The sequence below is a fragment of the Rhodococcus sp. IEGM 1379 genome (genome assembly GCF_030056815.1).
In the GTDB taxonomy this organism is placed as follows: domain Bacteria; phylum Actinomycetota; class Actinomycetes; order Mycobacteriales; family Mycobacteriaceae; genus Rhodococcus_F.
In genome coordinates this window covers 1-24,266 of sequence record NZ_JASHKR010000062.1, presented here as the reverse complement: position 1 = coordinate 24,266, position 24,266 = coordinate 1, and the positions used below count along the sequence as shown (strand labels likewise).

The 24,266-nt window shown below is 61.4% G+C and carries 24 protein-coding genes and 2 pseudogenes; 9 read left to right on the top strand and 17 right to left on the bottom strand.

What is annotated here, in order from left to right:
* From nuoL to QM600_RS22965, 15 genes and pseudogenes are all read right to left on the bottom strand, one after another.
* On the bottom strand, positions 1-1,223 hold a 1,223-nt coding region (gene nuoL / locus QM600_RS23035; protein WP_283263876.1), incomplete at its 3' end, for an NADH-quinone oxidoreductase subunit L.
* A gap of 1 nt (position 1,224) precedes the next feature.
* A complete protein-coding gene (gene nuoK / locus QM600_RS23030; protein ID WP_283263874.1) occupies positions 1,225-1,524 on the bottom strand; it encodes an NADH-quinone oxidoreductase subunit NuoK in 300 nt (99 codons plus the stop codon).
* Complete coding sequence (locus QM600_RS23025; RefSeq protein WP_283263873.1) at positions 1,521-2,318, bottom strand: NADH-quinone oxidoreductase subunit J; 798 nt, start codon at positions 2,316-2,318, stop codon at positions 1,521-1,523. Before QM600_RS23025 ends, nuoK begins: the two co-directional genes overlap by 4 nt.
* The gene (gene nuoI / locus QM600_RS23020) at positions 2,315-2,842 is read right to left on the bottom strand and encodes an NADH-quinone oxidoreductase subunit NuoI (RefSeq protein ID WP_283263871.1); all 528 of its coding nucleotides are present in this window, start codon (positions 2,840-2,842) and stop codon (positions 2,315-2,317) included. Before nuoI ends, QM600_RS23025 begins: the two co-directional genes overlap by 4 nt.
* Positions 2,835-4,109: an NADH-quinone oxidoreductase subunit NuoH gene (gene nuoH, locus QM600_RS23015; RefSeq protein WP_283263870.1), complete on the bottom strand. Its 1,275-nt coding sequence runs from the start codon at positions 4,107-4,109 to the stop codon at positions 2,835-2,837. The genes nuoI and nuoH overlap by 8 nt, the downstream gene beginning before the upstream one ends.
* On the bottom strand, positions 4,106-6,520 hold the full coding sequence (locus QM600_RS23010) for an NADH-quinone oxidoreductase subunit G (protein ID WP_283263869.1): 2,415 nt from the start codon (positions 6,518-6,520) through the stop codon (positions 4,106-4,108). Before QM600_RS23010 ends, nuoH begins: the two co-directional genes overlap by 4 nt.
* Positions 6,517-7,818 (bottom strand): NADH-quinone oxidoreductase subunit NuoF, encoded by a 1,302-nt coding sequence (gene nuoF, locus QM600_RS23005; RefSeq protein ID WP_283263868.1) that lies wholly within the window; start codon positions 7,816-7,818, stop codon positions 6,517-6,519. Before nuoF ends, QM600_RS23010 begins: the two co-directional genes overlap by 4 nt.
* Before the next feature lies 1 nt (position 7,819).
* On the bottom strand, positions 7,820-8,638 hold the full coding sequence (gene nuoE / locus QM600_RS23000) for an NADH-quinone oxidoreductase subunit NuoE (RefSeq protein ID WP_283263866.1): 819 nt from the start codon (positions 8,636-8,638) through the stop codon (positions 7,820-7,822).
* Positions 8,635-9,969, bottom strand: coding sequence for an NADH dehydrogenase (quinone) subunit D (gene nuoD / locus QM600_RS22995; RefSeq protein WP_283263864.1), 1,335 nt, complete (start codon positions 9,967-9,969; stop codon positions 8,635-8,637). The genes nuoE and nuoD overlap by 4 nt, the downstream gene beginning before the upstream one ends.
* A pseudogene (locus QM600_RS22990) lies at positions 9,969-10,616 on the bottom strand (NADH-quinone oxidoreductase subunit C); the annotation flags it as partial. The gene nuoD and the pseudogene QM600_RS22990, both read right to left, overlap by 1 nt.
* A gap of 11 nt (positions 10,617-10,627) precedes the next feature.
* Positions 10,628-11,182: a NuoB/complex I 20 kDa subunit family protein gene (locus tag QM600_RS22985; RefSeq protein WP_094272479.1), complete on the bottom strand. Its 555-nt coding sequence runs from the start codon at positions 11,180-11,182 to the stop codon at positions 10,628-10,630.
* A 60-nt stretch (positions 11,183-11,242) separates the two neighbouring features.
* Positions 11,243-11,602: an NADH-quinone oxidoreductase subunit A gene (locus QM600_RS22980; protein ID WP_283263861.1), complete on the bottom strand. Its 360-nt coding sequence runs from the start codon at positions 11,600-11,602 to the stop codon at positions 11,243-11,245.
* A gap of 294 nt (positions 11,603-11,896) precedes the next feature.
* A complete protein-coding gene (locus QM600_RS22975) occupies positions 11,897-12,319 on the bottom strand; it encodes an Rv3143 family two-component system response regulator (RefSeq protein WP_283263859.1) in 423 nt (140 codons plus the stop codon).
* Between the two features lie 136 nt (positions 12,320-12,455).
* Complete coding sequence (locus QM600_RS22970) at positions 12,456-12,890, bottom strand: SRPBCC family protein (protein ID WP_283263857.1); 435 nt, start codon at positions 12,888-12,890, stop codon at positions 12,456-12,458.
* A 106-nt stretch (positions 12,891-12,996) separates the two neighbouring features.
* Positions 12,997-13,458 carry a toxin-antitoxin system HicB family antitoxin gene (locus QM600_RS22965; protein ID WP_283263856.1) on the bottom strand — a complete coding sequence of 154 codons (462 nt, stop codon included), beginning with the start codon at positions 13,456-13,458 and terminating at the stop codon, positions 12,997-12,999.
* Positions 13,459-13,597: 139 nt separating this feature from the next.
* Here QM600_RS22965 and thyX point away from each other — a divergent pair, with 139 nt between their 5' ends.
* The 6 genes from thyX to QM600_RS22935 all read left to right on the top strand — a co-directional run bounded on the left by thyX (position 13,598) and on the right by QM600_RS22935 (position 21,930).
* Positions 13,598-14,347, top strand: a complete 750-nt coding sequence (thyX, locus tag QM600_RS22960) for an FAD-dependent thymidylate synthase (RefSeq protein WP_283263855.1) — start codon at positions 13,598-13,600, stop codon at positions 14,345-14,347.
* Positions 14,348-14,393: 46 nt separating this feature from the next.
* Positions 14,394-15,299 (top strand): 4-hydroxy-tetrahydrodipicolinate synthase, encoded by a 906-nt coding sequence (gene dapA, locus QM600_RS22955; RefSeq protein WP_283263854.1) that lies wholly within the window; start codon positions 14,394-14,396, stop codon positions 15,297-15,299.
* Positions 15,300-17,315 (top strand): RNase J family beta-CASP ribonuclease, encoded by a 2,016-nt coding sequence (locus tag QM600_RS22950; protein ID WP_283263853.1) that lies wholly within the window; start codon positions 15,300-15,302, stop codon positions 17,313-17,315.
* 23 nt (positions 17,316-17,338) lie between these two features.
* Positions 17,339-17,962, top strand: a complete 624-nt coding sequence (locus tag QM600_RS22945; RefSeq protein ID WP_283263851.1) for a TIGR03085 family metal-binding protein — start codon at positions 17,339-17,341, stop codon at positions 17,960-17,962.
* 134 nt (positions 17,963-18,096) lie between these two features.
* Positions 18,097-20,907 carry a DNA translocase FtsK gene (locus tag QM600_RS22940; protein ID WP_283263850.1) on the top strand — a complete coding sequence of 937 codons (2,811 nt, stop codon included), beginning with the start codon at positions 18,097-18,099 and terminating at the stop codon, positions 20,905-20,907.
* A 48-nt stretch (positions 20,908-20,955) separates the two neighbouring features.
* Positions 20,956-21,930, top strand: a complete 975-nt coding sequence (locus tag QM600_RS22935) for a TerC family protein (RefSeq protein ID WP_283263848.1) — start codon at positions 20,956-20,958, stop codon at positions 21,928-21,930.
* 6 nt (positions 21,931-21,936) lie between these two features.
* Here the strand turns inward: QM600_RS22935 and QM600_RS22930 are convergent, their stop codons facing one another.
* Together QM600_RS22930 and QM600_RS22925 are read right to left on the bottom strand one after the other, a co-directional pair.
* Positions 21,937-22,221 carry a YciI family protein gene (locus QM600_RS22930; RefSeq protein WP_283263847.1) on the bottom strand — a complete coding sequence of 95 codons (285 nt, stop codon included), beginning with the start codon at positions 22,219-22,221 and terminating at the stop codon, positions 21,937-21,939.
* Between the two features lie 33 nt (positions 22,222-22,254).
* Complete coding sequence (locus QM600_RS22925) at positions 22,255-22,779, bottom strand: amino-acid N-acetyltransferase (protein WP_283263846.1); 525 nt, start codon at positions 22,777-22,779, stop codon at positions 22,255-22,257.
* Positions 22,780-22,899: 120 nt separating this feature from the next.
* Here QM600_RS22925 and pgsA point away from each other — a divergent pair, with 120 nt between their 5' ends.
* From pgsA to QM600_RS22910, 3 genes and pseudogenes are all read left to right on the top strand, one after another.
* Positions 22,900-23,550, top strand: a complete 651-nt coding sequence (gene pgsA / locus QM600_RS22920) for a CDP-diacylglycerol--glycerol-3-phosphate 3-phosphatidyltransferase (protein ID WP_283263845.1) — start codon at positions 22,900-22,902, stop codon at positions 23,548-23,550.
* A 6-nt stretch (positions 23,551-23,556) separates the two neighbouring features.
* Positions 23,557-24,054 (top strand): CinA family protein, encoded by a 498-nt coding sequence (locus QM600_RS22915; protein ID WP_283263844.1) that lies wholly within the window; start codon positions 23,557-23,559, stop codon positions 24,052-24,054.
* 150 nt (positions 24,055-24,204) lie between these two features.
* Positions 24,205-24,266: pseudogene (locus tag QM600_RS22910) on the top strand (helix-turn-helix domain-containing protein); the annotation flags it as partial.

The following is a 24,266-nucleotide window of genomic DNA, read 5'->3' as shown; positions in this document are numbered from 1 at the left end:
TCGATGATCTTGTCCTTGGAGAAGAACCCGGCAAACGGCGGAACACCGATGATGGCAAGGTAACCGAGCCCGAAGGTGATAAACGTCAGAGGCATGAACGCGCGGAGTCCGCCGTAACGCCGCATATCGGTTTCGTCGTTCATCCCGTGCATCACGGAACCGGCGCCGAGGAAGAGACCGGCTTTGAAGAATCCATGTGTCAGTAGGTGCATGATCGCGAACGCATACCCGGCGGGGCCCAAACCGGCGGCCAGAACCATGTATCCGATCTGGCTCATCGTGGAGGCAGCCAGTGCCTTCTTGATGTCGTCCTTCGCACAACCGATGATGGCCCCGAACAGGAGGGTGACGGCACCGACGATGACAACCACAGTTTGGGCGTCGGGCGCCAGATCGAAAATCGGGTTGGAACGCACGATCAGATACACGCCCGCGGTGACCATCGTTGCCGCGTGGATCAGCGCCGACACCGGGGTGGGGCCTTCCATCGCGTCGCCGAGCCACGACTGCAGGGGTACCTGGGCGGATTTTGCGCAGGCTGCGAGGAGCAGCATCAGACCGATCGCCGTCAGCACACCCTCGCCGGCAGCGGACGCGTTGCCGAAAACATCGCTGAACGAGAGCGATCCGAACGTACTGAACATCAACATCATTGCGATCATCAGGCCGATGTCGCCGACCCGGTTGACCACAAACGCCTTCTTGGCCGCGGTGGCCGCGGTGGGCTTGTGCTGCCAGAATCCGATGAGCAGGTACGACGCCAATCCGACGCCCTCCCAGCCGACGTAGAGACCGAGGAAGTTATCGGCGAGGACGAGCAACAGCATCGCAGCGAGGAAAAGATTGAGGTAGGCGAAGAACTTACGACGCTCCGGGTCGTGGGCCATGTACCCAACCGAGTAGATATGGATCAGCGACCCGACACCCGTGATCAGCAGTACGAAGCACATGGACAGCTGGTCCAATTGGAGTCCGAACTCGACCTGCAAGCTCTCGACCGGCACCCAGCTGAACAGGTGTTCGTCGATGCTCCGCTCTGCGGTATCGCGGCCGAGCATGCTGATGAAGAACGCCACGGCAACGACAAACGATGCCAGCGCCATCACACAGGCGAACAGGTGCCCCCACACATTGGTGCGGCGACCGACAAGTAGTAGGACGGCAGCGCCGCACAGTGGCAGTGCAGGCAGTAACCAGACGGCGGACGTGATTCCTCCTGACATATCAGTACTTCAGCAGGTCTACGTCGTCGACGGATACAGAATGGCGAGATCGGAAGATAATCATGATGATTGCCAGGCCCACAACCACTTCGGCAGCGGCGACGACCATGGTGAAGAACGCGAAGATTTGGCCCTCGAGATTGCCGTGCATCCGCGCGAAGGTGACAAACGCAAGATTGGCGGCGTTGAGCATCAGCTCGACGCACATGAAGACGACGATGGCGTTGCGTCGCAGGAGAACTCCGGCAGCGCCGATCGTGAACAGTAGAACCGACAGATAGAGATAGTTCTCGGGATTCATCGATCTTTCTCCTCTCCGGGGTGCTGCGACTGTCTGCGCGGTGTCAGTGCGCTACTGACGGAGATATCCGAGTGTGAACCGTCGGGAAGCCTCGCCGGCATGTCGACGGCATTGTGGCGCGCATAGACACCGGGGCTGGGCAATGGTGTGGCCGAGCCCTTTTCAGGATTGTCTTCGTCACTGCTCAGGTACTTGAAACGGTGCTCGGAGAGTTCTCGTTGGTTCATCGCCGCTTCGATCTTCTCTCGGTGCGCCAGCATCATCGCCCCCAGAGTTGCCGTGATCAGCAGTGCACCAGTCAATTCGAATGCCCAGACGTAGCGAATGAAGATCAGATCGGCCAGCTCTTCGACGTTGCCCTGCTCGAGCCCCGTGAATCCCGTGAACCCTGAAATCGACGCGTTACCGAGCCCACCGATCAGGAGCAGTCCGAAACCCACGCCGATCACGATGGCGCTCACACGCTGCCCGCGCAGACTCTCGACCAGCGAATCCGAGGAGTCCACGCCGACCAACATCAGAACGAACAAGAACAGCATCATCACCGCACCCGTGTAGACGACGATCTGGACGACACCGAGAAACAGTGCGCCCTGGACCATGTAGAACACGGCCAGAATGATCATCGTCATCGCCAGGAACAGTGCTGAATACACAGCTTTGGGTGCAGCGACGACGCCGAGCGCACTGATGACGGCCAGTATGCCGAGAATCCAGAATTGCACGGCCTCGCCCGTCGACGTCGACACCATGGCCCCGTCGGCGAGCGCGGTGGTGACTGTGGCCGCGATCATTGTTCCGGCTCCTCGCCAGTGGCACCGATGTCGCCGCGGTAGTAGTCGTCCTGGGTTGTGCCGGGGCGCAATGCATGCGGCGGCGGATCCATGTCGGGCTTGAGCGGCGCGAGTAGCTGGTCCTTCTCGTAGATCAGATCAGCGCGATTGTCGTCGGCCATCTCGTACTCGTTGGTCATGGTCAGCGCACGGGTCGGGCAGGCCTCCACACACAGTCCACAACCGATGCATCGTAGATAGTTGATCTGGTACACCCGGCCGTACCGCTCACCGGGGGAGAACCGCTCCTCTTCGGTGTTGTCGGCACCTTCGACGTAGATCGCGTCGGCGGGACACGCCCAAGCGCAGAGCTCGCAGCCGATGCATTTTTCGAGTCCGTCGGCGTAGCGATTGAGTTGGTGGCGACCGTGATAGCCCGGCGCGGTAGGGCGCTTCTCCTCCGGATAGAACTCGGTTTCGGGCTTCTTGAACATGGTGGAGAGTGTTACGCCGAATCCGGCGAGGGGTCCGAGGAATTCAGGCATGGGAGTCCTCCGAGGTAGCTGTTTGACCCGGCATTGGCGGAACGGGGAACCCACCGGCCATGGGATCGAAAGGCGGGGCGTCGAGAGGTTTCTCAGGTCCGGAGCCGACTTCTCGGCGACGACTGCGGAAGATGTTGGCCACCAGAATGAGTAATGCAATGCCGAGAACAACGCCGACGCACAGCAGTACCAACCACGTGTTGTAGCCGGCATTGCGGAATGCGCGCACCGTTGCGATTGTCATGACCCACACCAATGCCCCTGGGATGAGGACTTTCCAGCCCAGATTCATGAACTGGTCGTAGCGCAACCGTGGGAGTGTGCTGCGGAGCCAGATGAACACGAAGAGGAAAAACCAGACCTTGCCGATGAACCACAGAACTGGCCACCACCCGGAATTTGCCCCGTCCCACAGGTTGAGGGGGAACGGTGCATGCCAGCCGCCGAGGAAAAGAGTCGTGGCCAGCGCCGAGACGGTCACCATGTTCACGTATTCGGCGAGCATGAACATCGCGAATTTGAGCGACGAGTATTCGGTGTGGAACCCGCCCACCAGTTCGCCTTCGGCCTCGGGGAGGTCGAACGGTGCGCGGTTGGTTTCGCCGACCATGGCCGTCACGTAGATCAGGAACGACGGGAGAAGCAGAAAGACGTACCACGTGCCCTCCTGCGCGCTGACGATTCCCGACGTGGACATTGTTCCGGCGTAAAGGAATACGGCGGCAAACGACAACCCCATCGCGACCTCGTAGGAAATGACCTGCGCCGTGGATCGCAGTGCTCCGAGGAGGGGATACGTCGAACCGGACGACCAGCCGGCGAGCACGATGCCGTACACACCGATCGAGGTGACAGCCAGGATGTACAGCACCCCGACCGGGAGGTCCGTGAGTTGCAGCGGCGACCAAGTTCCGAAGATCGACACCTCCGGGCCGAAAGGAACAACGGCAAACGCCATGAACGCCGGCACCACGGCGATGATCGGGGCCAGCATGTAGATCGGTTTGTCGACGCCTGCCGGCGTAATGCCTTCCTTGAGAGCCAGTTTGACCCCGTCGGCCAGGCTCTGGAGCATTCCCCGCGGACCCACGCGGTTCGGTCCGACACGCATCTGCATGCGCGCCATGACTTTACGTTCGGCGTAGATGGCGACCAGCGTGGTGAGCAGGAGGAACACGAAAATGACCAGCGCTTTGGCGATTATCAACCACAGAGGATCGTGGCCGTACGCCGAAAGGTCAGCCGGGGCGGACCAATATCTGCTCATGACGGCACCTGCTTCGAGATCCTGACGACGCCACCGGGGGGAACGGCGAGCGTTCGGTTGACCTCGCTGCCGGGTGAGTTGAGGGGGAGCCAGACAACCCGGGGTGGCATATCGGTGATGATCAACGGCAGGGTGATCGTCCCGCGTTCCGAGCTGACAGAAACCGGCTGACCCTCCTCGGCTTCGATCTCGGTGGCCGTCGCTGCAGACAATCGGACGACGGGAGCGTGCGCTGTGCCGGCCAGGTTGGGTTCACCGTCCTGGAGTCGGCCGAGGTCGAGAAGTAGGTGCCAGCTGGTCAGAACGGCTTCACCCAGTTTCGGCACGGCGGGGGCAGTCAGTGATGACGGCGGTGCCGGAACGCGCTGCCCAGACCATTTGCCGAGCTTGCCGATTTCTGTGCGCGCGGCGGCGGCGTCGGGTAGCCGTAGGTCTAATCCCATCTCGGCGGCAATCGCGTGCAGGACTCGCTGGTCCGGCATTACACCGGTGGTCCGCAGGGCCGTATCGAAGGGGCGCTCGCGGCCTTCCCAATCGACAAATGTTCCAGGTTTCTCGGCAACCGGAGCTACCGGGAATACGACGTCGGCCAGTTCGGTGACCGAGCTGTGCCGAATCTCGAGGTTGACCACAAAGCCTGCCGCTTCAACGGCAGCCTTGGCAGCATCGGGGTCTGGCATGTCGGCGAGGTCGGCGCCGCCGATCAGTAGTGCGCCCAGAGCCGGCCCTGATCCGAGCATCTGCGCTGCATCTTGTCCGTCGGCGGCGGGAATCTCGGCATCCCACAGTGAGGAAACTTCCTGCCGAGCAACAGGATCGGTGATCGGTCGACCACCCGGAAGTAGCTGCGGCAGTGCGCCGGTCTCGATTGCTGCGCGGTCACCGGCCCGGCGCGGAATCCAGGCCAGTCGTGCGCCGGTGGTTTCTGCCAATTGCGCTGCTGCTGTGAGTCCGCCGGGAATTGCGCCGAGTCTTTCTCCGATCAGAATGACGGCGCCAGGCTGACGGAGGAGCGTGCCAATCTCGCTGGATTCCTCGCGCAGTGAGTCGAGAAGTGCAGGTTCGTCGCCGGGGCGGGCCTGCAGTAGTCGGCCCGACATCTTCTGTAGACCGCGAGTTGTGTACGGCGCAAGTGAGATTACTGCTGCCTCGCGGGTGCGCGCAGCCTTGCGCAGACGGAGGAAGATGATCGGGGACTCTTCTTCCGGCTCGAATGCCACCAGCAGTGTGACCGGCGCAGAATCCAGATCCTCGTATCTGATCGAATCTTCGAGCGGTTTTCCGGCCACGTGTGAAGCCAGGAAGTGAGCCTCCTCGACGGACTGGGCACGGATTCGGAAGTCGATATTGTTGGTAACCAGCGCGATTCGTGCAAATTTGCTGTACGCGTAAGCGTCTTCCAGTGTCGAGCGTCCACCGACCAGCACGCCGGCGTTGCCCTGGGCTTCGATGAACTTTCGGGCTACTAGTTCGAGGGCAAATGGCCACGACGCGGGAATCAGAGCGCCGGTGTCATCGCGGATGAGGGGAGTCGTGATTCGATCACCCTGTGTTGCATAGGAAAACGCGAACCGTCCTTTGTCGCAGTTCCACTCCTCGTTGACCTCCGGATCGTCCCCGGCAAGGCGTCGGAGAACTTTTCCGCGACGGTGATCGGTGCGTTGCGCACAACCGTCGGAGCAGTGCTCGCAGACGCTCGGACTGGACACGAGATCGAAGGGGCGGGCACGGAACCGGTACGACGTGTTGGTCAGTGCGCCCACCGGGCAAACCTGAATAGTGTTGCCGGAGAAATAGGACTCGAAGGGTTCGTTGGCGTAGATCCCGACCTGCTGCAGGGCACCTCGCTCGAGGAGTTCGATAAAGGGATCACCCGCGATCTGCTGCGAGAACCGAGTGCACCGCGCGCAGAGAACACACCGCTCCCGATCGAGCAGGACCTCCGACGAGAGGGGAATCGGTTTGGGATACGTCCGCTTCACTTCACCGAACCGGGACTCGGTTCGGCCCGTCGACATCGCTTGATTCTGCAAGGGGCACTCGCCGCCCTTGTCGCAGACCGGGCAGTCGAGCGGGTGGTTGATGAGCAGCAATTCCATGACGCCGCGTTGCGCCTTCTCAGCGACAGACGAGGTGATCTGGGTGTTCACCACCATGCCTTCGGTGACCGTAGCGGTGCACGATGCCAAAGGTTTGCGTTGACCTTCCACCTCGACGATGCACTGCCGGCACGCGCCGACGGGATCGAGGAGTGGGTGATCGCAGAATCGGGGAATGACAGTGCCGATCGTCTCGGCCGCCCGGATGATCAACGTGCCCTTGGGGACCTGAACTGTCGTGCCGTCGATGGTGAGTGTGACGAGGTCCGAAGGTGCCGCAGTATCGGTCTCGGGATCAGCTGCTTGGGTCATGACGCGTACGCTCCTGTCGCGAGAATGGACCGGTGCGGATCGAATGGGCAACCGACTTGATCGAAATGGGCCAGGTACTCGTCGCGAAAGTACTTGAGCGAAGACATGATCGGGCTGGTGGCGCCGTCGCCCAGGGCGCAGAACGACTTTCCGAGGATGGTGTCGGAGATGTCGAGCAATTTGGTGAGGTCGGCTTCGGTACCGGAACCACTCTCGAGACGCTGCAGGATTTGCACCAGCCAGTACGTGCCTTCACGGCACGGAGTGCACTTGCCGCACGACTCGTGGGCGTAGAACTCGGTCCAGCGAAGCACCGCCCGAACGACGCACGTGGTCTCGTCGAAAATCTGTAATGCTTTGGTGCCCAACATGGATCCAGCGGCACCGACGCCTTCGTAGTCGAGGGCGACATCAAGATGTTCATCCGTGAAGATCGGTGTGGATGATCCGCCGGGTGTCCAGAACTTGAGAGTGTGACCGGCGCGCACACCGCCGGCGTACTCGAGGAGTTCTCGCAACGTGATGCCGAGGGGCGCCTCGTACTGCCCGGGTGTCGTGACGTGGCCCGACAGCGAATATAACGTGAATCCGGGCGACTTTTCAGTACCCATGGATCGGAACCATTCCGGTCCGTTGTGGATGATTGCCGGCACGCTGGCAATGGATTCGACATTGTTGACCACTGTCGGGCAGGCGTAAAGTCCGGCAACTGCGGGAAAGGGTGGACGCAATCGTGGTTGGCCGCGGCGACCCTCCAAGGAATCGAGCAGCGCGGTTTCTTCACCGCAGATGTAGGCGCCCGCGCCGGCGTGCACCACCAGATCGAGGTCGAAACCGGTACCGAGGATGTTCCGGCCTAGGTAACCGGCAGCGTAGGCCTCAGCGACAGCGGTCTGCAGGCGCCGCAGTACCGGGACAACCTCGCCGCGGACGTAGATGAAGGCCTTCGCGGCGCGAATTGCGTACGCCGCGATGATCACTCCCTCTATCAAGGTGTGAGGCGTCGCCATCATCAATGGCATGTCTTTGCACGTACCGGGCTCGGATTCATCCGCATTGACCACGAGGTAGTGCGGCTTGTCATCTCCCTGCGGGATGAAACTCCACTTCAATCCCGTGGGAAATCCGGCGCCACCGCGCCCACGCAGGCCCGCGTCCTTGATCGTGTCGATCACGGAATCGGGTGTGCCGGACAGTGCTTTTCGCAACCCCTGATAGCCGTCATGGAGTAGATACGCGTCGAGAGTCCACGACCGGGGTTCGTCCCAGTACCGACTCAGTACAGGCGCGAGTGGCATGTCACTTCCCTTCGCCGGGCGTGGACGTATCGGTTGCAGAGGGTTCTTGCCGGTGCGCAACCCTCAGGCCGGCGAGGGTAGCGTCGCCGCAGGTCTCCGCCTCCGAAGCCTCGACGCGAGAATCTTCGAACCCGGCGAGGGTGCGGGCCGTTTCACGGAACGAGCACAGTGTGGCGCCTCGACTGGGCGTGACTCGTTCGCCACTGCGCAGTGCATCGACCAGGGATCGCGCTGATTCCGGTGTCTGGTTGTCGAAGAATTCCCAATTGACCATGACCACCGGTGCGTAGTCACACGCGGCATTGCATTCAACATGTTCGAGCGTGATCTTGCCGTCGGACGTACTGAGCGAGTGGGACGCGTCGTCGCGGGTCCCGGCAGAGCCGAGATGCTCTTCGAGGGCTTCGAGAATGGCGTCGCCGCCCATGATCGCGCACAGCGTGTTGGTGCAGACACCCACCAGATACTCGCCCGTGGGACCGCGTCGGTACATGGAGTAGAACGTGGACACTGCCGCAACCTCGGCGCCGGTGAGCCCGAGTTTGCCTGAGCAGAAGTCGATTCCGGCCGGCGTGATGTATCCGTCCTCCGATTGCACGAGATGCAGTAATGGAAGGAGTGCAGATCTGCTGGTGATCGACGCCTGCCCGGCGGAGTCGTCGCGGTACCTCGCGATAATTGTCTCGGCATCGCTGTCGAGTCGAGCGAGAACATCAGCAGGGTAACTGCTTCGGGCCCCCGGACGAACCAACTGTGTGGGCTCCTCGGGGCGCGGTCCGAGTTCAATGAAGACTCGGGTGCCGTGTGCGCTTTCGGTCATCGATCCACTCCGCCCATAACGGGATCGATGCTGGCAACCGACGCGATCACATCGGACACCATGCCTCCCTCACACATCGCTGCTACGGCCTGCAGATTGGTGAACGACGGATCCCGGAAATGCACGCGGTACGGACGGGTACCGCCGTCGCTGACCATGTGAACGCCGAGTTCCCCGCGAGGTGATTCGACGGCCACGTAAACCTGACCGGCCGGAACGCGGATTCCTTCGGTGACCAATTTGAAGTGATGGATCAGCCCTTCCATCGACGATTCCATGATCTTGCCGACGTGCTTCTGCGAATTGCCGAGGCCGTCCGCATCGACCTCGAGGTCTGCCGGCCACGCAATCTTCCGGTCGTCCACCATCACTGGTCCTGGTCGTAATTTGTCCAGACATTGCTCGACGATCTTCAAGGACTCCTTCATCTCCCCCACCCGGATGATGTACCGCCCGTAACAATCGGATCCGGTGTGAGTGATCACGTCGAACTCGTAGTTCTCGTAGCCGCAATACGGCCCGGCGCGCCGCTGATCGTGCGGATATCCCGTGGCTCGTAACACCGGTCCCGTCACTCCGAGAGCCATACAACCGGTGAGATCCAAATACCCGATGCCGCTGGTGCGGGCCTTCCAGATCGAATTGTCGGTGAGCATCAATTCCATGTCGCGCAGGCGATTCGGCAGAACCTTCAATAATTCGCGTACCTTCGCGACCGAACCGTCGGGAAGATCCTGCGCCAAACCGCCGGGACGAATGAATGCATGGTTCATTCGAAGCCCAGTGATGGTCTCGAAGACATCGAGGATCAGTTCGCGTTCGCGGAAGCCGAACAGCATCGCGGTGACAGCGCCCAACTCCATACCGCCTGTCGCCAACGCGACAAGATGCGAAGAAATGCGATTGAGTTCCATCAACATCACGCGAACTACCGTGGCGCGCTCGGGGATGTCCTCGGTGATGTCGAGCAACTTTTCGACGCCCAGGCAGTACGCCGTCTCGTTGAAGAACGGCGACAGATAGTCCATGCGAGTGACGAAGGTGACGCCCTGCGTCCAGTTTCGGTACTCGAGGTTCTTCTCGATTCCCGTGTGCAGGTAGCCGATTCCGCATCGCGCCTCGACCACTGTCTCGCCCTCGATCTCGAGGATCAGGCGAAGAACGCCATGCGTCGACGGATGCTGAGGGCCCATGTTGACGACTATCCGCTCGGCGCCGGCATCGGATCGATTCTGCGCCGCAGTGGCAACAATCTGGTCCCAGTCCTGACCGGCGGCGGTGTAGACCGTCTCGGGCCGTGTGGATTCTTTCTTGTCTGCAGTGTTATTCATCAGAGGTACGACCTGCGCTCGTCGGGGGGCGGTATCTGGGCTCCCTTGTATTCGACGGGGATTCCGCCGAGGGGATAGTCCTTGCGCTGGGGGTGACCTTGCCAGTCATCCGGCATTTCGATCCGCGTCAGCGCCGGATGGCCGTCGAAGATGATGCCGAAAAAATCGTACGTTTCGCGTTCGTGCCAATCGTTGGCCGGATAGGTGCCCACCAGCGACGGAATGTGCGGATCAGAATCGGGTACGGACACTTCCAGTCTGACGAGGCGATTGTGTGTGACGGACGAGAAGGGGTACACGGCATGTAGTTCACGTGCGGTGTCCGAGGGGTAGTGAACTCCGTTGACACCGAGACACAATTCGAACCGCAAGTCCGGTTGGTCGCGGAGGCGCCGAGCAACCTGCGGCAAGTAGGAACGCTCGATATGAAGGGTCATCTCGCCGCGGAAGATCACGACCTTCTCGATTGCCTCCGAGAATTCGATGTCCTTGTCGGCAAGTGCAGCGGTCAATCCGTCGGCTATGGCGTCGAAATAGCTTCCATACGGCCGAGAAGCGTTGTCCGGTGGTGAGATCGGCCGGGCCAGGCGGCTGTATCCCGAGGTGTCTCCGCTGCCTCGCACACCGAACATTCCTCGTCCACCATCGCGATCAGGGGTCATCGCAGAAGGCCCTTCACCTCGAAGAGGGGAGTGGACGCCAGTGCCGCGCGTTCAGCAGCTGCGCGTGCCTCCTCTCGGTTGACGCCCAGCGGCATTTCCTGAATCTTCTTGTGCAATTCGATGATTGCGTTGAGGAGCATCTCGGGACGAGGCGGACATCCGGGCAGGTAGATGTCGACCGGAACGATGTGGTCGACACCCTGAACTACCGCGTAGTTATTGAACATGCCGCCCGACGACGCGCACACGCCCATGGCCAGCACCCATTTGGGCTCTGCCATTTGGTCGTACACCTGGCGCAGGACGGGCCCCATTTTCTGGCTGACACGACCGGCGACGATCATCAGGTCCGCTTGGCGAGGGGATGCCCGGAAAGCCTCCATACCGAAGCGCGCCAGATCGAATCTCCCCGACGTCGTGGACATCATCTCGATTGCGCAGCAGGCGAGGCCGAACGTGGCCGGCCACAGGGAGCCCTTGCGAACATAGCCGGCCAAGCCTTCGACAGTGGTCAGTAGAAATCCGCTGGGAAGCTTTTCTTCGAGACCCATACTCGACTCTTTTCAGTCGTAAGCGTTGCTGTGACCGGCATTTTCGGTTGGGTGAGGGAACTAATCCCAGCTCAATCCGCCTCGTCGCCATTCATAGGCGTAGGCAACCGAGACGTTGATGATGAACAACCCCATCGCGGCCAGTCCGAACAGGCCGAGTGAGTCGAAATGAACTGCCCAGGGGTAGAGAAAAACGATTTCGATATCGAAGATGATGAACAACATGGCGGTGAGGTAGAACTTGACCGGAAAACGGCCGCCACCGGCTGCGCGGGGCGTCGGCTCGATTCCGCACTCGTACGCTTCGAGTTTGGCGCGGTTGTACCTACGGGGGCCGACGACGGACGCGAGGATTACGGACACAACGGCAAAGGCCATCGCAATGGCGCCGAGCACGAGAATTGGTACATAAGCGTTCATGTCGCCCGAACCCCTCTCCGTTGCCGAAAAGACTCTGCTGATCCTGCCAAAACTGTTACTGCCAAACCGATACTGCCAGCAACTCGCCGATCATGTGACCTGTGACACCACACTAGGGGGTGCCTCCGACATTGGGGCTGATTTTCGGTGTGTGGAATTTTGCGTCCCCGGTTACGAAGTAGTCGCTGCCGCAGCGGTTGGGAAGTAGCCGCTGCCGCAACAGTTAGGACGTAGTCGCTGCCGCAACAGTTAGGACGTAGTCGCTGCCGCAACGGAACACCACAAGACGCCGAACTACAGGCTGAGCCGAGTCCGAAGCAAGCCGATAACCGTCGACGCCAACTGCAGGGGATCGATGGGCTGCGGAACCGCGGCCTCGGCGCGCGACCACGATGCCAGCCACGCGTCGTCGGGTCGACCGGTCAGAATCACGATCGGCGGGCAGTCCGTGATTTCGTCTTTGAGCTGTTTCGCGACGCCCATACCTCCGGCCGGGCTGGCTTCGCCGTCGAGGATCGCGAGGTCGATGCCGCCTCGATCGAGTTTGTCGATCACTACCGGAGCCGTCGCCACCTCGATGTATTCGATCCGCGGGAGGTCGGGATGTGGACGCTCGCCGAGCGCGAGGCGAACCTGTTCGCGGGTGTGGGCGTTGTCGCTGAAGACGAGTACACGCACAGAGGGCGTGATGCGGGGCTGTGCTGTCGCTGCGGACACGCGGCCGACGTTACCCCGAGTGCGTCGATCGCGGCGGTGAATCTTTAACTTGACCAAAGGCTTTGCGCAAAAATGCGACAGTCCCCGGCTCCGAAGATTTCCGGGAACCGGGGACTGCTGCGAATAAGCTTGGGTGTCAGATGCTTTCGACGAACTTGGTCAAGCCCTTGCTGGCAGTCTCGAGGGCCACCTTCTGTGCCTTCTTGACCAGAAAACCAGGCAACGGGATCTTGGGGTCGATGGTCAATTCGAAGCTGATCTTCGTTCCGCCGTCGGTGGGAGTGAGTGTGTACGACCCGTCCTGCTGGTTCTGTTGTCCGCTCTCGACCAGAGTCCACGTCACCTTCTCGTCGCCGACGAAGGTGTAGTCGACAACCTGCTCGTCGTTGATGCCGAGAATCGATACGGACATCCGGACGCGGTGGGGCCGGCCGTCGTCGTGGGTGCTCTCAATGGTGATCTTCTTGTGTGCCGACGACCATTCGGGCAACCGGTCTACGGCAGCAACGGCCGCCATGACGGTGGCCGGGTCGGCCTTGATCTCGAATTCCTTGACGCCCGAAACGGCCATACGACTAACTCCTCCATGCCTGACAGCGACAAATTCGTGCAACGTGTGCGGTGCAATTAGACCATTGCCGAACAGTTGCGCGGGGGAGCGGATTTACCGTGGCGTTTCAGTAATCCATACCGTTCTTGCGCATCTGATCGCGCAGTGCCCCTTGGACGGCGTGCGACACCCAGGAGTTCAGGGAAACGCCGTTCTGATTTGCGGCTTCCTCAGCTCGGGCCTTGATCTGTTCCATCATCCGCAGTGTCACCCGGCTGATGTCGCCGCTGACGTCGTCGAAGGAGTATGTGCTGTCCTTGCCGTCGTCTTCGGCCGAGCCGTCGTGTGCAGATTTCTGGACGTCGACGAGTATCTCGTTGCCGTCGAGACGGACTCTGACGTCCCGGTTCTCGACCTCGGCGCTGATTTCCTTGGCAAGTTCGGTGGCCGCAGCCAGCAGGACCAAACGAATCGACGGTTCGATGGCGGCGGCGAGAGACGCCGCGATTCGGCGAGTCTGATCATCGCCCAGTTCTGCTGCCGTGACGAGGTCGTCATGCAGCTTCGCGGTGTACTCCGAAATATTCATGACATCAACTGTGGCGTCATATATGACGCCAGTCAAGGCGTCATCTGATGTCACCCGATTTGCGTGTCGGGATCTGCCTATAGAGTTGCCGCGCAATAGGGCCGGTAGAGCCTGACAAGTGCTTCTCGAGGAGTCAGTAGTGCCGCACACTGTGTCACTGAAAGTGCAGATGGTGGCGAAGTCCGAGTTTTTCCCGCCAGATGACATCGACTGGGAAACAGACGCCGAAGGCGGTGAGGCGCTCGCAGAATTTGCCGGCCGAGCCTGCTACCAAAGTTGGTCCAAACCCAATCCGCGTACCGCCACCAATGCCGGATACATCAGGCACCTACTCGAGGTCGGCCACTCGTCTGTCCTCGAACACGCAACCGTCAGCTTCTACATCACCGGCATCTCACGGTCCTGCACCCACGAACTGATTCGCCACCGCCACTTCTCGTACTCGCAACTTTCCCAGCGGTTCGTCCGTGAGAACGACGCCAACGTCGTCGTACCGCCGGCAATCGAAGGTGACCCGAAACTCGAAGCGCTCTTCCTGGCGGCGACAGACGAGAGTCGCCGTGCCTACGGCGAACTGCTCGCGGCATTGGAGGGCAAACTGCAATCGGTGCCGGGTGCACCGGAGCGCGGCAAACAGGCGCGTCAGGCTGCGCGCTCGGTTCTGCCCAACGCCACCGAAACACGTCTGGTTGTCAGCGGAAACTACCGGGCATGGCGCCACTTCGTCGATATGCGCGCGACCGAGCACGCCGACGTCGAGATTCGCCGCGTCGCAATCGAGTGCTTGAGGCAACTTCAGGCCATTGCGCCAAATGTGTTCGGAGACTATGAGATTCTCGGAAAATCGGACGGATCCGAGATCGCTGTCAGTGCATTTGCAGCCGAGTGAAGACTCGTGTGCAGAAGTAACCTCCACACCGGGTAACCTTCTGACCATGACCTACGGTGATTCCGCTTCTCTCGTCGAGCGTCCGTTCGGCACCATTTCCGTTGCGATGGTGACCCCGTTCACTGCCGACGGGAAGTTGGACGTCGACTCCGGAGTGCGCCTCGCAGCGCATCTCGTCGACAACGGCTGCGACAGCCTCGTACTTGCCGGCACGACCGGTGAGTCTCCGACCACCACCGAATCGGAGAAGCTCGACCTGCTCCGCGCGGTGATCGACGCCGTCGGCGACCGCGCCAAGATTATCGCCGGGGCCGGCAGTAACGACACCGCCCACAGCGTCGAACTGGCGCGAGACGCAGCCCGCGTCGGCGCCCACGGACTGCTTGTTGTCACCCCTTACTACTCGCGCCCCCCACAGGCCGGACTCTTCGCGCACTTCACCGCCGTTGCCGACGCCACCGACCTGCCCGTCATGCTCTACGACATTCCGCCCCGTTCCGTTGTCGCCATCGAGACGGACACCATCCGTCGCCTTGCCGAGCATCCCCGCATCAAGGCTGTCAAAGATGCCAAGGGTGATCTGAACGCGGGCGCAGAATTGATCGGCACCACCGAACTTGAGTTCTTCTCCGGCGACGACCCGCTGAACCTCCCGTGGCTCGCGGTCGGCGCTAGCGGCTTCGTCAGCGTCATCGGGCACCTGGTTCCCGGTCGCCTGCGTGAGCTTCACACCGCGTTTTTCACCGGCGACATCGCCCGTGCACGCGAAATAAACCTCAGTTTGATCCCTGTGATCCGTTCCGTCGCCCGTTTGGGTGGCGTCAGCGCTTCGAAGGCGGGTCTGCGACTCATCGGTATCGATGTCGGAGAACCGCGCCTTCCGCAGGTTGCACCCACTAAAGAGCAGATCGACGGCTTGGCCGCCGATCTGCATGCGGCAGGAGTTCTGTAAATGACCCGTCCCCCCCGACGTCGTAGCGCCAGTCGACAAGCCGGACCGCCTTCGGCACCGGCTCCTGAAACGGCAGCCCCCAAAACTGCAGCCCCGGCACCGGCTACCCCAGTGGAAGCTCCGGTAGCGGCAGCGGCTCCGAAAAAGGCTGTGGCCCAGAAGAGCGTGGCCCCGAAAAGCGTGGCCCCGAAGGCCGCTTCTCAAAAGGCCCCAGCCCAGAAAGATGCCCCCCAAAAGGCTGCGCGCAAGTCCCCGTCCGGCAATCGCCCCGCGGCAAAGTCCGGTGGCTCACGCTCCGGGAACCGGCGCCCCGAGAACCGCCCGTCGGTAGATCCGACCGCGCGACTGGGTATGCCGCCCAAGGCTCCGGCCGGCGGACTTCGTGTTGTCGCGCTCGGCGGAATCGGCGAAATCGGTCGAAACATGACCGTGTTCGAGCACCAGGGCAAATTGCTGATCGTCGACTGCGGCGTCCTGTTCCCTGAGGACCAGCAGCCTGGCGTCGACCTGATCCTGCCGGACTTCCGCTACATCGAAGACCGCATGGACGACGTCGAAGCCGTCATCCTGACGCACGGTCACGAGGACCACATCGGCGCTTTGCCGTTCCTCCTGCGCCTGCGCTCGGACATCCCCGTCATCGGCGCCAAGTTCACACTGGCACTGGTAGCAGCCAAGTGCCGAGAGCACCGTCTGCGCCCCAATCTCATCGAGGTTATCGAAGGCACATCCACAAACCATGGACCGTTCGAGTGCGAGTACTTCGCAGTCAACCACTCCATCCCGGATGCGCTGGCCATCGCGATTCGCACCGACGCCGGCGTTGTTCTGCACACTGGCGACATCAAGCTCGATCAGCTTCCGCTGGACGGTCGACTGACCGACCTCGCCGGATTCTCCCGTCTCGGTGACGAGGGCGTCGACCTGTTCCTCGTTGACTCCACCAACGCCGAGGTTCCGGGATTCGTCACGCCGGAACGCGAGATCGGTGGCGTTCTCGACACCGTCATCGGCAAGGCGAAGCAGCGTGTCATCGTCGCGTCGTTCGCGAGCCACGTGCATCGTATCCAGCAGGTCGTCGACGTGGCAGCGCGTTACAACCGTCGCATCGTGTTCGTCGGTCGCTCGATGGTCCGCAACATGCAGATCGCCCAGGATCTCGGCTACCTCACCGTGCCCGACGGCCTGGTCGTCGACATCGATACCGCCGCAAGCCTTCCCGACGACCGCCTGGTGCTCATCTCCACCGGATCCCAGGGCGAGCCGCTGGCAGCACTCTCGCGGATGGCACGTGGCGAGCACCGCCAGATCAACATCCGCGCAAACGACCTCGTCGTTCTCGCGTCGTCGTTGATCCCCGGCAACGAAAACTCGGTCTTTGCCGTGGTCAACGGTCTGGCCAAGCGCGGCGCCACCGTCGTCACCCAGCAGAGCGCCAAGGTTCACGTCTCGGGTCACGCTTCCGCTGGTGAACTGCTGTACCTGTACAACGCAGTTCGGCCCACCAATGCCATGCCCGTGCACGGAGAATGGCGCCACCTGCGCGCCAACGCGGCACTCGCCAAGGCAACCGGTGTTCCCGAAGAGCGCATCATCCTCGCCGAGGACGGCGTCGTCGTCGACATGGTCGACGGCCTCGCCGAGATCGTCGGACGCGTTCCCGTCGGGCACGTCTACGTCGACGGACTTTCCGTGGGCGATGTCGGCGAGCCGACACTGTCCGATCGTCTAGTGCTCGGTGAAGGTGGCTTCATCGCCATCACCATCGTCATCAACGAGTCGACCGGCCGCGCCGTCAGTACCCCTGAGGTTTCGGGTCGAGGATTCTCCGACGACCCAACCGCACTCAAGGATGCCGCCCAGTTGGTGGAATCGGACCTCACGCGTCTGGCCGGCGAAGGCATCACCGATGCGCATCGCATCGCACAGTCCGTGCGCCGCGTTGTCGGCCGTTGGGTTGCGGACAAGTACCGTCGTCGCCCGATGATCATTCCGACGGTTATCGCGGTTCCCTAAAGTATTCGAGTACGTTGGCGAAGGTGACCTTCGCGCATGACGAACGACTCGCCCTGGTGGACAGTATGGCCGAATTCGGCCCCGATGCTCCGACGCTGTGTGGTGAGTGGACAAACCGTGATCTGGCTGCTCATCTGATCATCCGGGAGCGGCGTCTCGACGCCGCTCCCGGAATCATGATCAGTGCCTTGGCCGGCCATACCGAGAGCGTACGAAAGGCCACTGCCGCGCGGCCGTGGGACGAACTCCTGCATGACGTCCGCAGTGGGCCGCCCACATGGTCGCCCATGTACTGGTTCGACGCCCAGATCAATACCACCGAGATGTTCGTCCATCACGAGGACGTTCGACGCGCTCACCAACATTGGACCGCCCGTGCCCTTTCCGGGGGGCAGCAAGCGCAACTGTGGAAATATGCGCGTCAGATCGCGAAGATGGGTTACCGCAAGGCGCCTGTCGAAGTGATCTTCGAACTGCCTTCCGGTGAGAGCGCAGTGGTGCACAAATCGGATTCACGTACCGTCGTTCTGCAGGGGGAGCCTGCAGAACTGTTGCTGCATGCTTTCGGCCGCAACGAAGTCCTGATCGAAGCCAAAGGCGAGCTTGCCGACGTCCAATCGGTGATGAGCCTGGACCGCAGCGTCTGAATCGTCTGCTCGGGCAGCTAGCCGTAATTTGCCTGGGCAGCACGCCGTCGCGAATATCACGATTCGAACGTATAAACGGTGTTGCTGGTGTTGCGGATGGTCCGGATGGGGTGGCACCGACTAGCCTGAACGACATGGCAGGTAAGTCGAGCGCCCGAGGACCTAGTACAAGCACGTCCGCGTCACGCACATCCACGTCCCAGGCATCGACCAGGTCGTTAGCATCTACTCCACCAGCGAGGGGTGCAGCAAAGTCGCGAACACGCACCGTTTCCACCCCACGCAACGTCACGACGTCGTCGCATGCCGGTGGTGCCAAACCTGTTCCGCGCAAGACTGCAGCCAAGAAGGCTGCGCCGCGAAAAGCTGCACCGCGAAAGGCGACAGGCACGTCCTCGTCCGCCCGCCGGCCCGTGTCCAAGGCCAAGCAGAGTGCCAGCCCATTCGACGCGGTAGGCAAGGGCATTTCCAAGGGTTGGTCGTTGGCCGCCAGGGGAGTGGGGGCAACCACTCGTACCGTCGGCAAAGTCGGTGATATCGAAGCCGGCCACCGGCGCGACGGAATCGCGCTCGGACTCATCGCTTTCAGTGTTGTCATCGCGGGAAGTGTGTGGTTTGCAGCCGGCGGTCCGATCGGCGGTGGAATCGCGACGGCCGTGCGCGCGGTGTTCGGAGCGGTGTCGGCGGTCCTGCCGATTCTCTGCGTCGGCATCGCGATCCTGCTGATGCGAACCGAACCCCGACCGGAAATCCGGACACGACTGGTTATGGGCTCGCTGCTGGTCGGTCTGCCCGCGCTCGGTCTGTGGCATATCGGATCCGGTGCGAAGACAAGTGCGGAGACACATGAAATGGGCGCCGGCGTTGTCGGCCGGGCGGTCGGTGGACCGCTGACAAATGGTCTGACAGTGTGGCTTTCGGCCCCACTGCTCATGATCGCCGTGGGCTTCGGAATCCTTCTTCTGACAGGCACGACCCTCCGTCAGGTGCCGGGGAAGTTCCAATCCTTCTTCGGCTCGCCTTCCGATGACGACGACGAATTCGGTGACTACGGCAGCGAATTCGACGACGACAGCTACGGCCGCGACTACGGCGGTTCATCCTATGATTCGTCGGACTTCGACGCCGACGGGTATCCGGTGGACACGTACGCGGAGCCGCCCCTACGGCCATCCAAACGCTCGAGTCGCCGGGCACCGATCGACAACTACCCGACGGACGAATTCGAGTCGGGTGACAAGAAGACCGAGATCCTCGGATTGTGGAGTCCGGAACCCGATCCCGAACCTGCACCTGAGGTACCCGAGGACGTTGCACCGGCGCCTGTCGTCGAAAAGCCCGTAAGCCGTCCCAAGATTCCCGCGCGGGCGGTTCCGGTTGCGAAGCTGGCACCCAAGCCTGAGCCGGAGTCGGAAGAGACCGAGAGCTTTGTCAGCGCTGCGGTGAGCGACAGCGACTACAACCTTCCGCCGACGTCTCTGTTGATCGAAGGCGAGCCGCCGAAGCTGCGCAGTTCGGCCAACGACGCGATGATCGAAGCGATCAGCGAAGTTCTCGAACAGTTCAAGATCGATGCTGCTGTCACAGGATTTACTCGCGGCCCGACGGTGACCCGGTACGAGGTCGAATTGGGCCCGGGCGTGAAGGTCGAGAAGATCACGGCGCTCGCGCGAAACATCGCCTACGCGGTGGCCACTGACAACGTTCGTCTACTGGCGCCGATTCCCGGCAAGTCTGCCGTCGGTATCGAGGTACCGAACTCGGACCGCGAACTGGTCCGTCTGGCCGATGTTTTGACTGCGCCGAGCATGCGCCGCGAGCGCCACCCGCTTGTCATCGGACTGGGCAAGGACATCGAAGGCGACTTCGTGCACGCGAATCTGGCGAAGATGCCGCACCTCTTGGTCGCTGGTTCGACCGGATCGGGTAAATCGAGCTTCGTGAACTCGATGCTCGTGTCACTGCTCACCCGCGCGACGCCTGAAGAAGTGCGGATGATCCTGATCGACCCCAAGATGGTCGAGTTGACGCCCTACGAAGGCATCCCGCACTTGATCACGCCCATCATCACGCAGCCGAAGAAGGCCGCCGCAGCGCTGGCCTGGTTGGTCGAGGAGATGGAGCAGCGCTACCAGGACATGCAGGTCAACAAGGTACGTCACATCGACGACTTCAATGCCAAGGTGAAGTCCGGCGAGATCTCCGCGCCGCTCGGCAGCGAACGCGTCTACCGGCCGTACCCGTACATCCTCGCGATCGTCGACGAGTTGGCGGACCTCATGATGACGGCGCCTCGCGACGTCGAAGAGGCGATCGTGCGCATCACTCAGAAGGCACGTGCTGCCGGTATCCACTTGGTCCTGGCCACGCAGCGTCCGTCCGTCGACGTCGTCACCGGCCTGATCAAGACCAATGTGCCGTCACGTCTGGCGTTCGCGACCTCGTCGCTGACCGACTCACGAGTCATCCTCGATCAGCCGGGTGCCGAGAAGCTCATCGGTATGGGAGACGGCCTGTTCCTGCCGATGGGTGCCGGCAAGCCGACGCGTATGCAGGGCGCATTCATCACGGACGAGGAAATCTCGGCAGTCGTGGATTTTGCCAAGAACCAGGCAGAACCCGAGTACACCGAGGGCGTCACGGCCCAGAAGGCCGGCGAGAAGAAGGACGTCGATCCGGATATCGGCGACGACATGGACGTGCTGCTTCAGGCCGTCGAACTGGTGATTACCAGTCAGTTCGGTTCCACCTCGATGCTGCAGCGCAAACTTCGTGTCGGCTTCGCGAAGGCGGGTCGTCTCATCGACCTCATGGAGAATCGTGGAATCGTCGGCCCCAGTGAAGGTTCCAAGGCTCGTGAGGTACTCATGAAGCCCGAAGAACTCGACGGGCTGCTGTGGTCGATTCGTGGCGGAGATCCGGAGGAACCGTCGTCCGAGGACTGACAGTTCGGCCCGGCGGGTAATCCGTCGGGCCGAGAACCGGAGGTTGTCGTGCACGTGTCACCGCTGGCTTGGGGCATCACGATCGTGGTGATCCTCGGGTTGTTCGTCTTCGACTTCTTCGCGCATGTCCGAACGCCGCATGCTCCGACGTTTCGTGAGTCGGCCTTCTGGTCGACGGTCTACATCTCGATCGCGATAATCTTCGGCCTGGTCGTGATGTGGATCTGGGGAACCACGTACGGCGGCGAGTACTTTGCCGGATACGTCACCGAGAAAGCGCTGTCGGTCGACAACTTGTTCGTGTTCGTCATCATCATGTCGACGTTTGCGGTGCCGCGTGAATACCAGCAGAAGGTTCTGCTCATCGGCATCGTTCTCGCGCTGGTCATGCGCGGCATTTTCATCGGTGTCGGTGCGGCCGCGATCAATGCCTACAGTTGGGTGTTCTACCTCTTCGGCGTATTCCTGATCTACACGGCCTTCACGTTGATTCGCGATCACGGACACGAGAAGGAAGTCGAGGAGAAGCGAGACAGTCGCATTATCACTCTCGTGAAGCGGGTTCTGCCGACCACCGAGGAGTACGACGGCGACAAGCTCGTCACGAAAATCAACGGCAAGCGCGTCGTCACGCCGTTGTTGTTGGCACTCATCGCAATCGGGTTCGCAGATGTGCTCTTCGCGCTGGACTCGATCCCGGCAATCTACGGGCTGACGCAGGAGCCTTACATCGTCTTCACGGCCAACGCGTTTGCACTGATGGGCCTACGGCAGTTGTACTTCTTGATCGGGGGACTGCTCGATCGATTGGTCTATCTGGCCTACGGACTTTCGGTGATCCTGGCCTTCATCGGGGTCAAGCTGGTGTTGCATGCACTTCACGAGAACACTCTGCCGTTCGTCAACGGTGGCGAGCACGTCAGTGTGCCCGAGATTTCGACGATGGTGTCGCTGGCCGTCATCATCGGAGTGCTGGTCGTGACCACGATCGCGAGTCTGCTCGAGACTCGCGATCGTGCGTGACGAGTTTCAGACGCTGAACTGACCCAGCACCGGCACCCATTCGGTGACCCGAACGTTTGCGATCAAATCTGCGATTGCAAAAGGATCGTGCGTGAACAACAGGGCCACGGTCTCGGCGTCGGCGGTATCGACGATGATGAGGGCTCCCAGACCGTCGGCAAACGGGCCCGACGACAGCACGATGTCACGGGACACGAGATCAGTGATCCATGCGCGGTGATCTGCGCGTATGGCTTCGCGCGCTGCGTTCTTTTCGGGGGCGTAGGTGTATTCGACGAGGAACAGCGACATCGGGACCGCTTTCGGGGAAGTGTGTGAACCTTTTCAGAGCGTCAGAAGCATACGGGTATTGCCGAGAGTATTGGGTTTGACATAACTGAGGTCCAGGAACTCGGCGACACCGGCGTCGTACGACCGGCACATCTCGGTGTAGACCTCAGCGGTGACCGGCGTTCCCTCGATTTCCACGAAGCCGTGACGGTGGAAGAAATCGGTCTCGAAGGTCAGGACGAAGAGTCGTTCCAATTCCAGCTCGCGGGCAACCTGGATCAGTTTGTCGACCACCTGGAAGCCGGCACCCTGGCCCTTGACAGTCGGATCGACGGCAACAGTGCGGATCTCGCCGAGATCGGCCCAGAGCACGTGCATGGCCCCGCAGCCGAGAATCCGGCCGTCCTTCTCGGCCACCCAGAATTCCTGGACAGCCTCGTAGAGCGTCACAAGGTTCTTTTCCAACAGGATTTTGCCGGAGTAGATATCGATGAGGCGTTTGATTTCCGACACATCAGATGTTCGTGCCCGCCGCACGATCAGGTGGCTCTCGGTGTCGTTCGGCGCGGTGGAAGTCATGTGGTGCACATTAGTCAATGGGTCTACCGATATTCTGAGTCGCGTGCCCGTCCGCCCCATGAAATTCCTCCGCCGCTCGGTGACCTCCCGGGTTCGGCCCGCAGTCTCTGCGGTGATCCGATGACCTCGCCGCGCGATCAGGCAGATGCCCATCGGGCCGCTGTAGGACCGTTGGATGGAACACCGGCCGCGAACAACCCCGTGCCACTCTTCAACATCGCCAACATTCTGACGATGCTCCGAATCGTTCTGGTTCCGGTGTTCCTCGTCGTGCTTTTTGTCGACGACGGACATCAAACCGCGTGGCGTCTCGGTGCCATGGCCGTCTTCATCGTCGCGGCTATCACCGACCGGATCGACGGGCAGCTGGCCCGGAAGTACGGATTGGTCACCGACTTCGGGAAGTTGATGGATCCGATCGCGGACAAGGCGCTGATCGGCGCCGCGCTGATCGGATTGTCGATGCTCGGCGATCTGTCCTGGTGGGTGACGGGCGTGATCATTGCCCGCGAACTCGGAATCACGGTGCTGCGGTTCGCGGTACTGCGGCACGCCGTGATTCCGGCCGGTAAGGGCGGCAAACTTAAGACGCTCGTGCAGGCCGTAGCTATCGGTTTCTACATCTGCCCCCTCCCGACCAGTTGGGACACCGTCAGCTGGCTTCTGATGGCCGCAGCGGTAGTCCTGACTCTGGCGACCGGCATCGAATACATCGTGCAGGCAATCCGATTGCGCGCCGCGGTCCGATCTGCCGATCGCGACGGGCACTAGATTCCGGTGCAGGATCCACTGCTCGAACTCGGTGTCGTCGAATTGGTCGCGGCGTTGCTCGACGCCGGAGAGACTGTCGCTGCTGCAGAATCGCTGACCGCGGGGCTCTTCACCGCAGCAGTTGCCTCGGTGCCAGGTTCCAGTGCGGTTCTACGTGGCGGACTGGTGGTTTATGCGACGGACCTGAAAGCGACTCTGGCGGGTGTCGACCCGGCTGAGCTGGCCGCCGACGGACCGGTGTCCGCGCCGACTGCGATCGCGCTGGCGGCCGGGGCGCAGCGTCGGTGCGAAGCGGACTGGGGGATCGGACTGACCGGGGTGGCAGGTCCGAGCGAACAGGACGGGCAGCCGGTGGGCACAGTATTTCTCGGTATCGCCGGGCCCGACGGAACTACGTGCGAACGTCTGTCGTTGAAAGGTGAGCGGTGGGAAATTCGGACTTCCGCAGTCGAGACTGCCGTGTCGCGGTTATGTGATCGTGTCGGCGTGGATCGGGCAAGATAGGCTCGGGAACCAATCGGTCGAGTTCGGACGTTGATTGTTGAGAAGGTGTACAACAGCGACGTGAAGAGCAGTCACGATGCAGGCTTGTGACGGTTTATGCTGTGACATTTTAGGCCTGGCACGATAGGTGATGGATGAAGGAGGAGCGAGATGGCGCTGCTATTGCGTGAGGCAATCGGTGACAGTCTCCGGCGTACGCGCGTTTCGCAGAG

Bases quoted from the DNA above. Each gene is read 5' to 3' on its own strand.
- QM600_RS22950 (WP_283263853.1), top strand. From the start codon at position 15,300: ATGACCCGTCCCCCCCGACGTCGTAGCGCCAGTCGACAAGCCGGACCG.
- QM600_RS22925 (WP_283263846.1), bottom strand. From the start codon at position 22,779: ATGACTTCCACCGCGCCGAACGACACCGAGAGCCACCTGATCGTGCGG.
- QM600_RS22965 (WP_283263856.1), bottom strand. From the start codon at position 13,458: ATGAATATTTCGGAGTACACCGCGAAGCTGCATGACGACCTCGTCACG.
- dapA (WP_283263854.1), top strand. From the start codon at position 14,394: ATGACCTACGGTGATTCCGCTTCTCTCGTCGAGCGTCCGTTCGGCACC.
- QM600_RS22940 (WP_283263850.1), top strand. From the start codon at position 18,097: ATGGCAGGTAAGTCGAGCGCCCGAGGACCTAGTACAAGCACGTCCGCG.
- nuoE (WP_283263866.1), bottom strand. From the start codon at position 8,638: ATGACCGAAAGCGCACACGGCACCCGAGTCTTCATTGAACTCGGACCG.
- nuoK (WP_283263874.1), bottom strand. From the start codon at position 1,524: ATGAATCCCGAGAACTATCTCTATCTGTCGGTTCTACTGTTCACGATC.
- QM600_RS22985 (WP_094272479.1), bottom strand. From the start codon at position 11,182: ATGGGTCTCGAAGAAAAGCTTCCCAGCGGATTTCTACTGACCACTGTC.
- nuoH (WP_283263870.1), bottom strand. From the start codon at position 4,109: ATGAGCAGATATTGGTCCGCCCCGGCTGACCTTTCGGCGTACGGCCAC.
- QM600_RS22980 (WP_283263861.1), bottom strand. From the start codon at position 11,602: ATGAACGCTTATGTACCAATTCTCGTGCTCGGCGCCATTGCGATGGCC.
- QM600_RS22930 (WP_283263847.1), bottom strand. From the start codon at position 22,221: ATGTCGCTGTTCCTCGTCGAATACACCTACGCCCCCGAAAAGAACGCA.
- pgsA (WP_283263845.1), top strand. From the start codon at position 22,900: ATGACCTCGCCGCGCGATCAGGCAGATGCCCATCGGGCCGCTGTAGGA.
- nuoF (WP_283263868.1), bottom strand. From the start codon at position 7,818: ATGCCACTCGCGCCTGTACTGAGTCGGTACTGGGACGAACCCCGGTCG.
- nuoI (WP_283263871.1), bottom strand. From the start codon at position 2,842: ATGCCTGAATTCCTCGGACCCCTCGCCGGATTCGGCGTAACACTCTCC.
- QM600_RS22970 (WP_283263857.1), bottom strand. From the start codon at position 12,890: ATGGCCGTTTCGGGCGTCAAGGAATTCGAGATCAAGGCCGACCCGGCC.
- QM600_RS23025 (WP_283263873.1), bottom strand. From the start codon at position 2,318: ATGATCGCGGCCACAGTCACCACCGCGCTCGCCGACGGGGCCATGGTG.
- nuoD (WP_283263864.1), bottom strand. From the start codon at position 9,969: ATGAATAACACTGCAGACAAGAAAGAATCCACACGGCCCGAGACGGTC.
- QM600_RS23010 (WP_283263869.1), bottom strand. From the start codon at position 6,520: ATGACCCAAGCAGCTGATCCCGAGACCGATACTGCGGCACCTTCGGAC.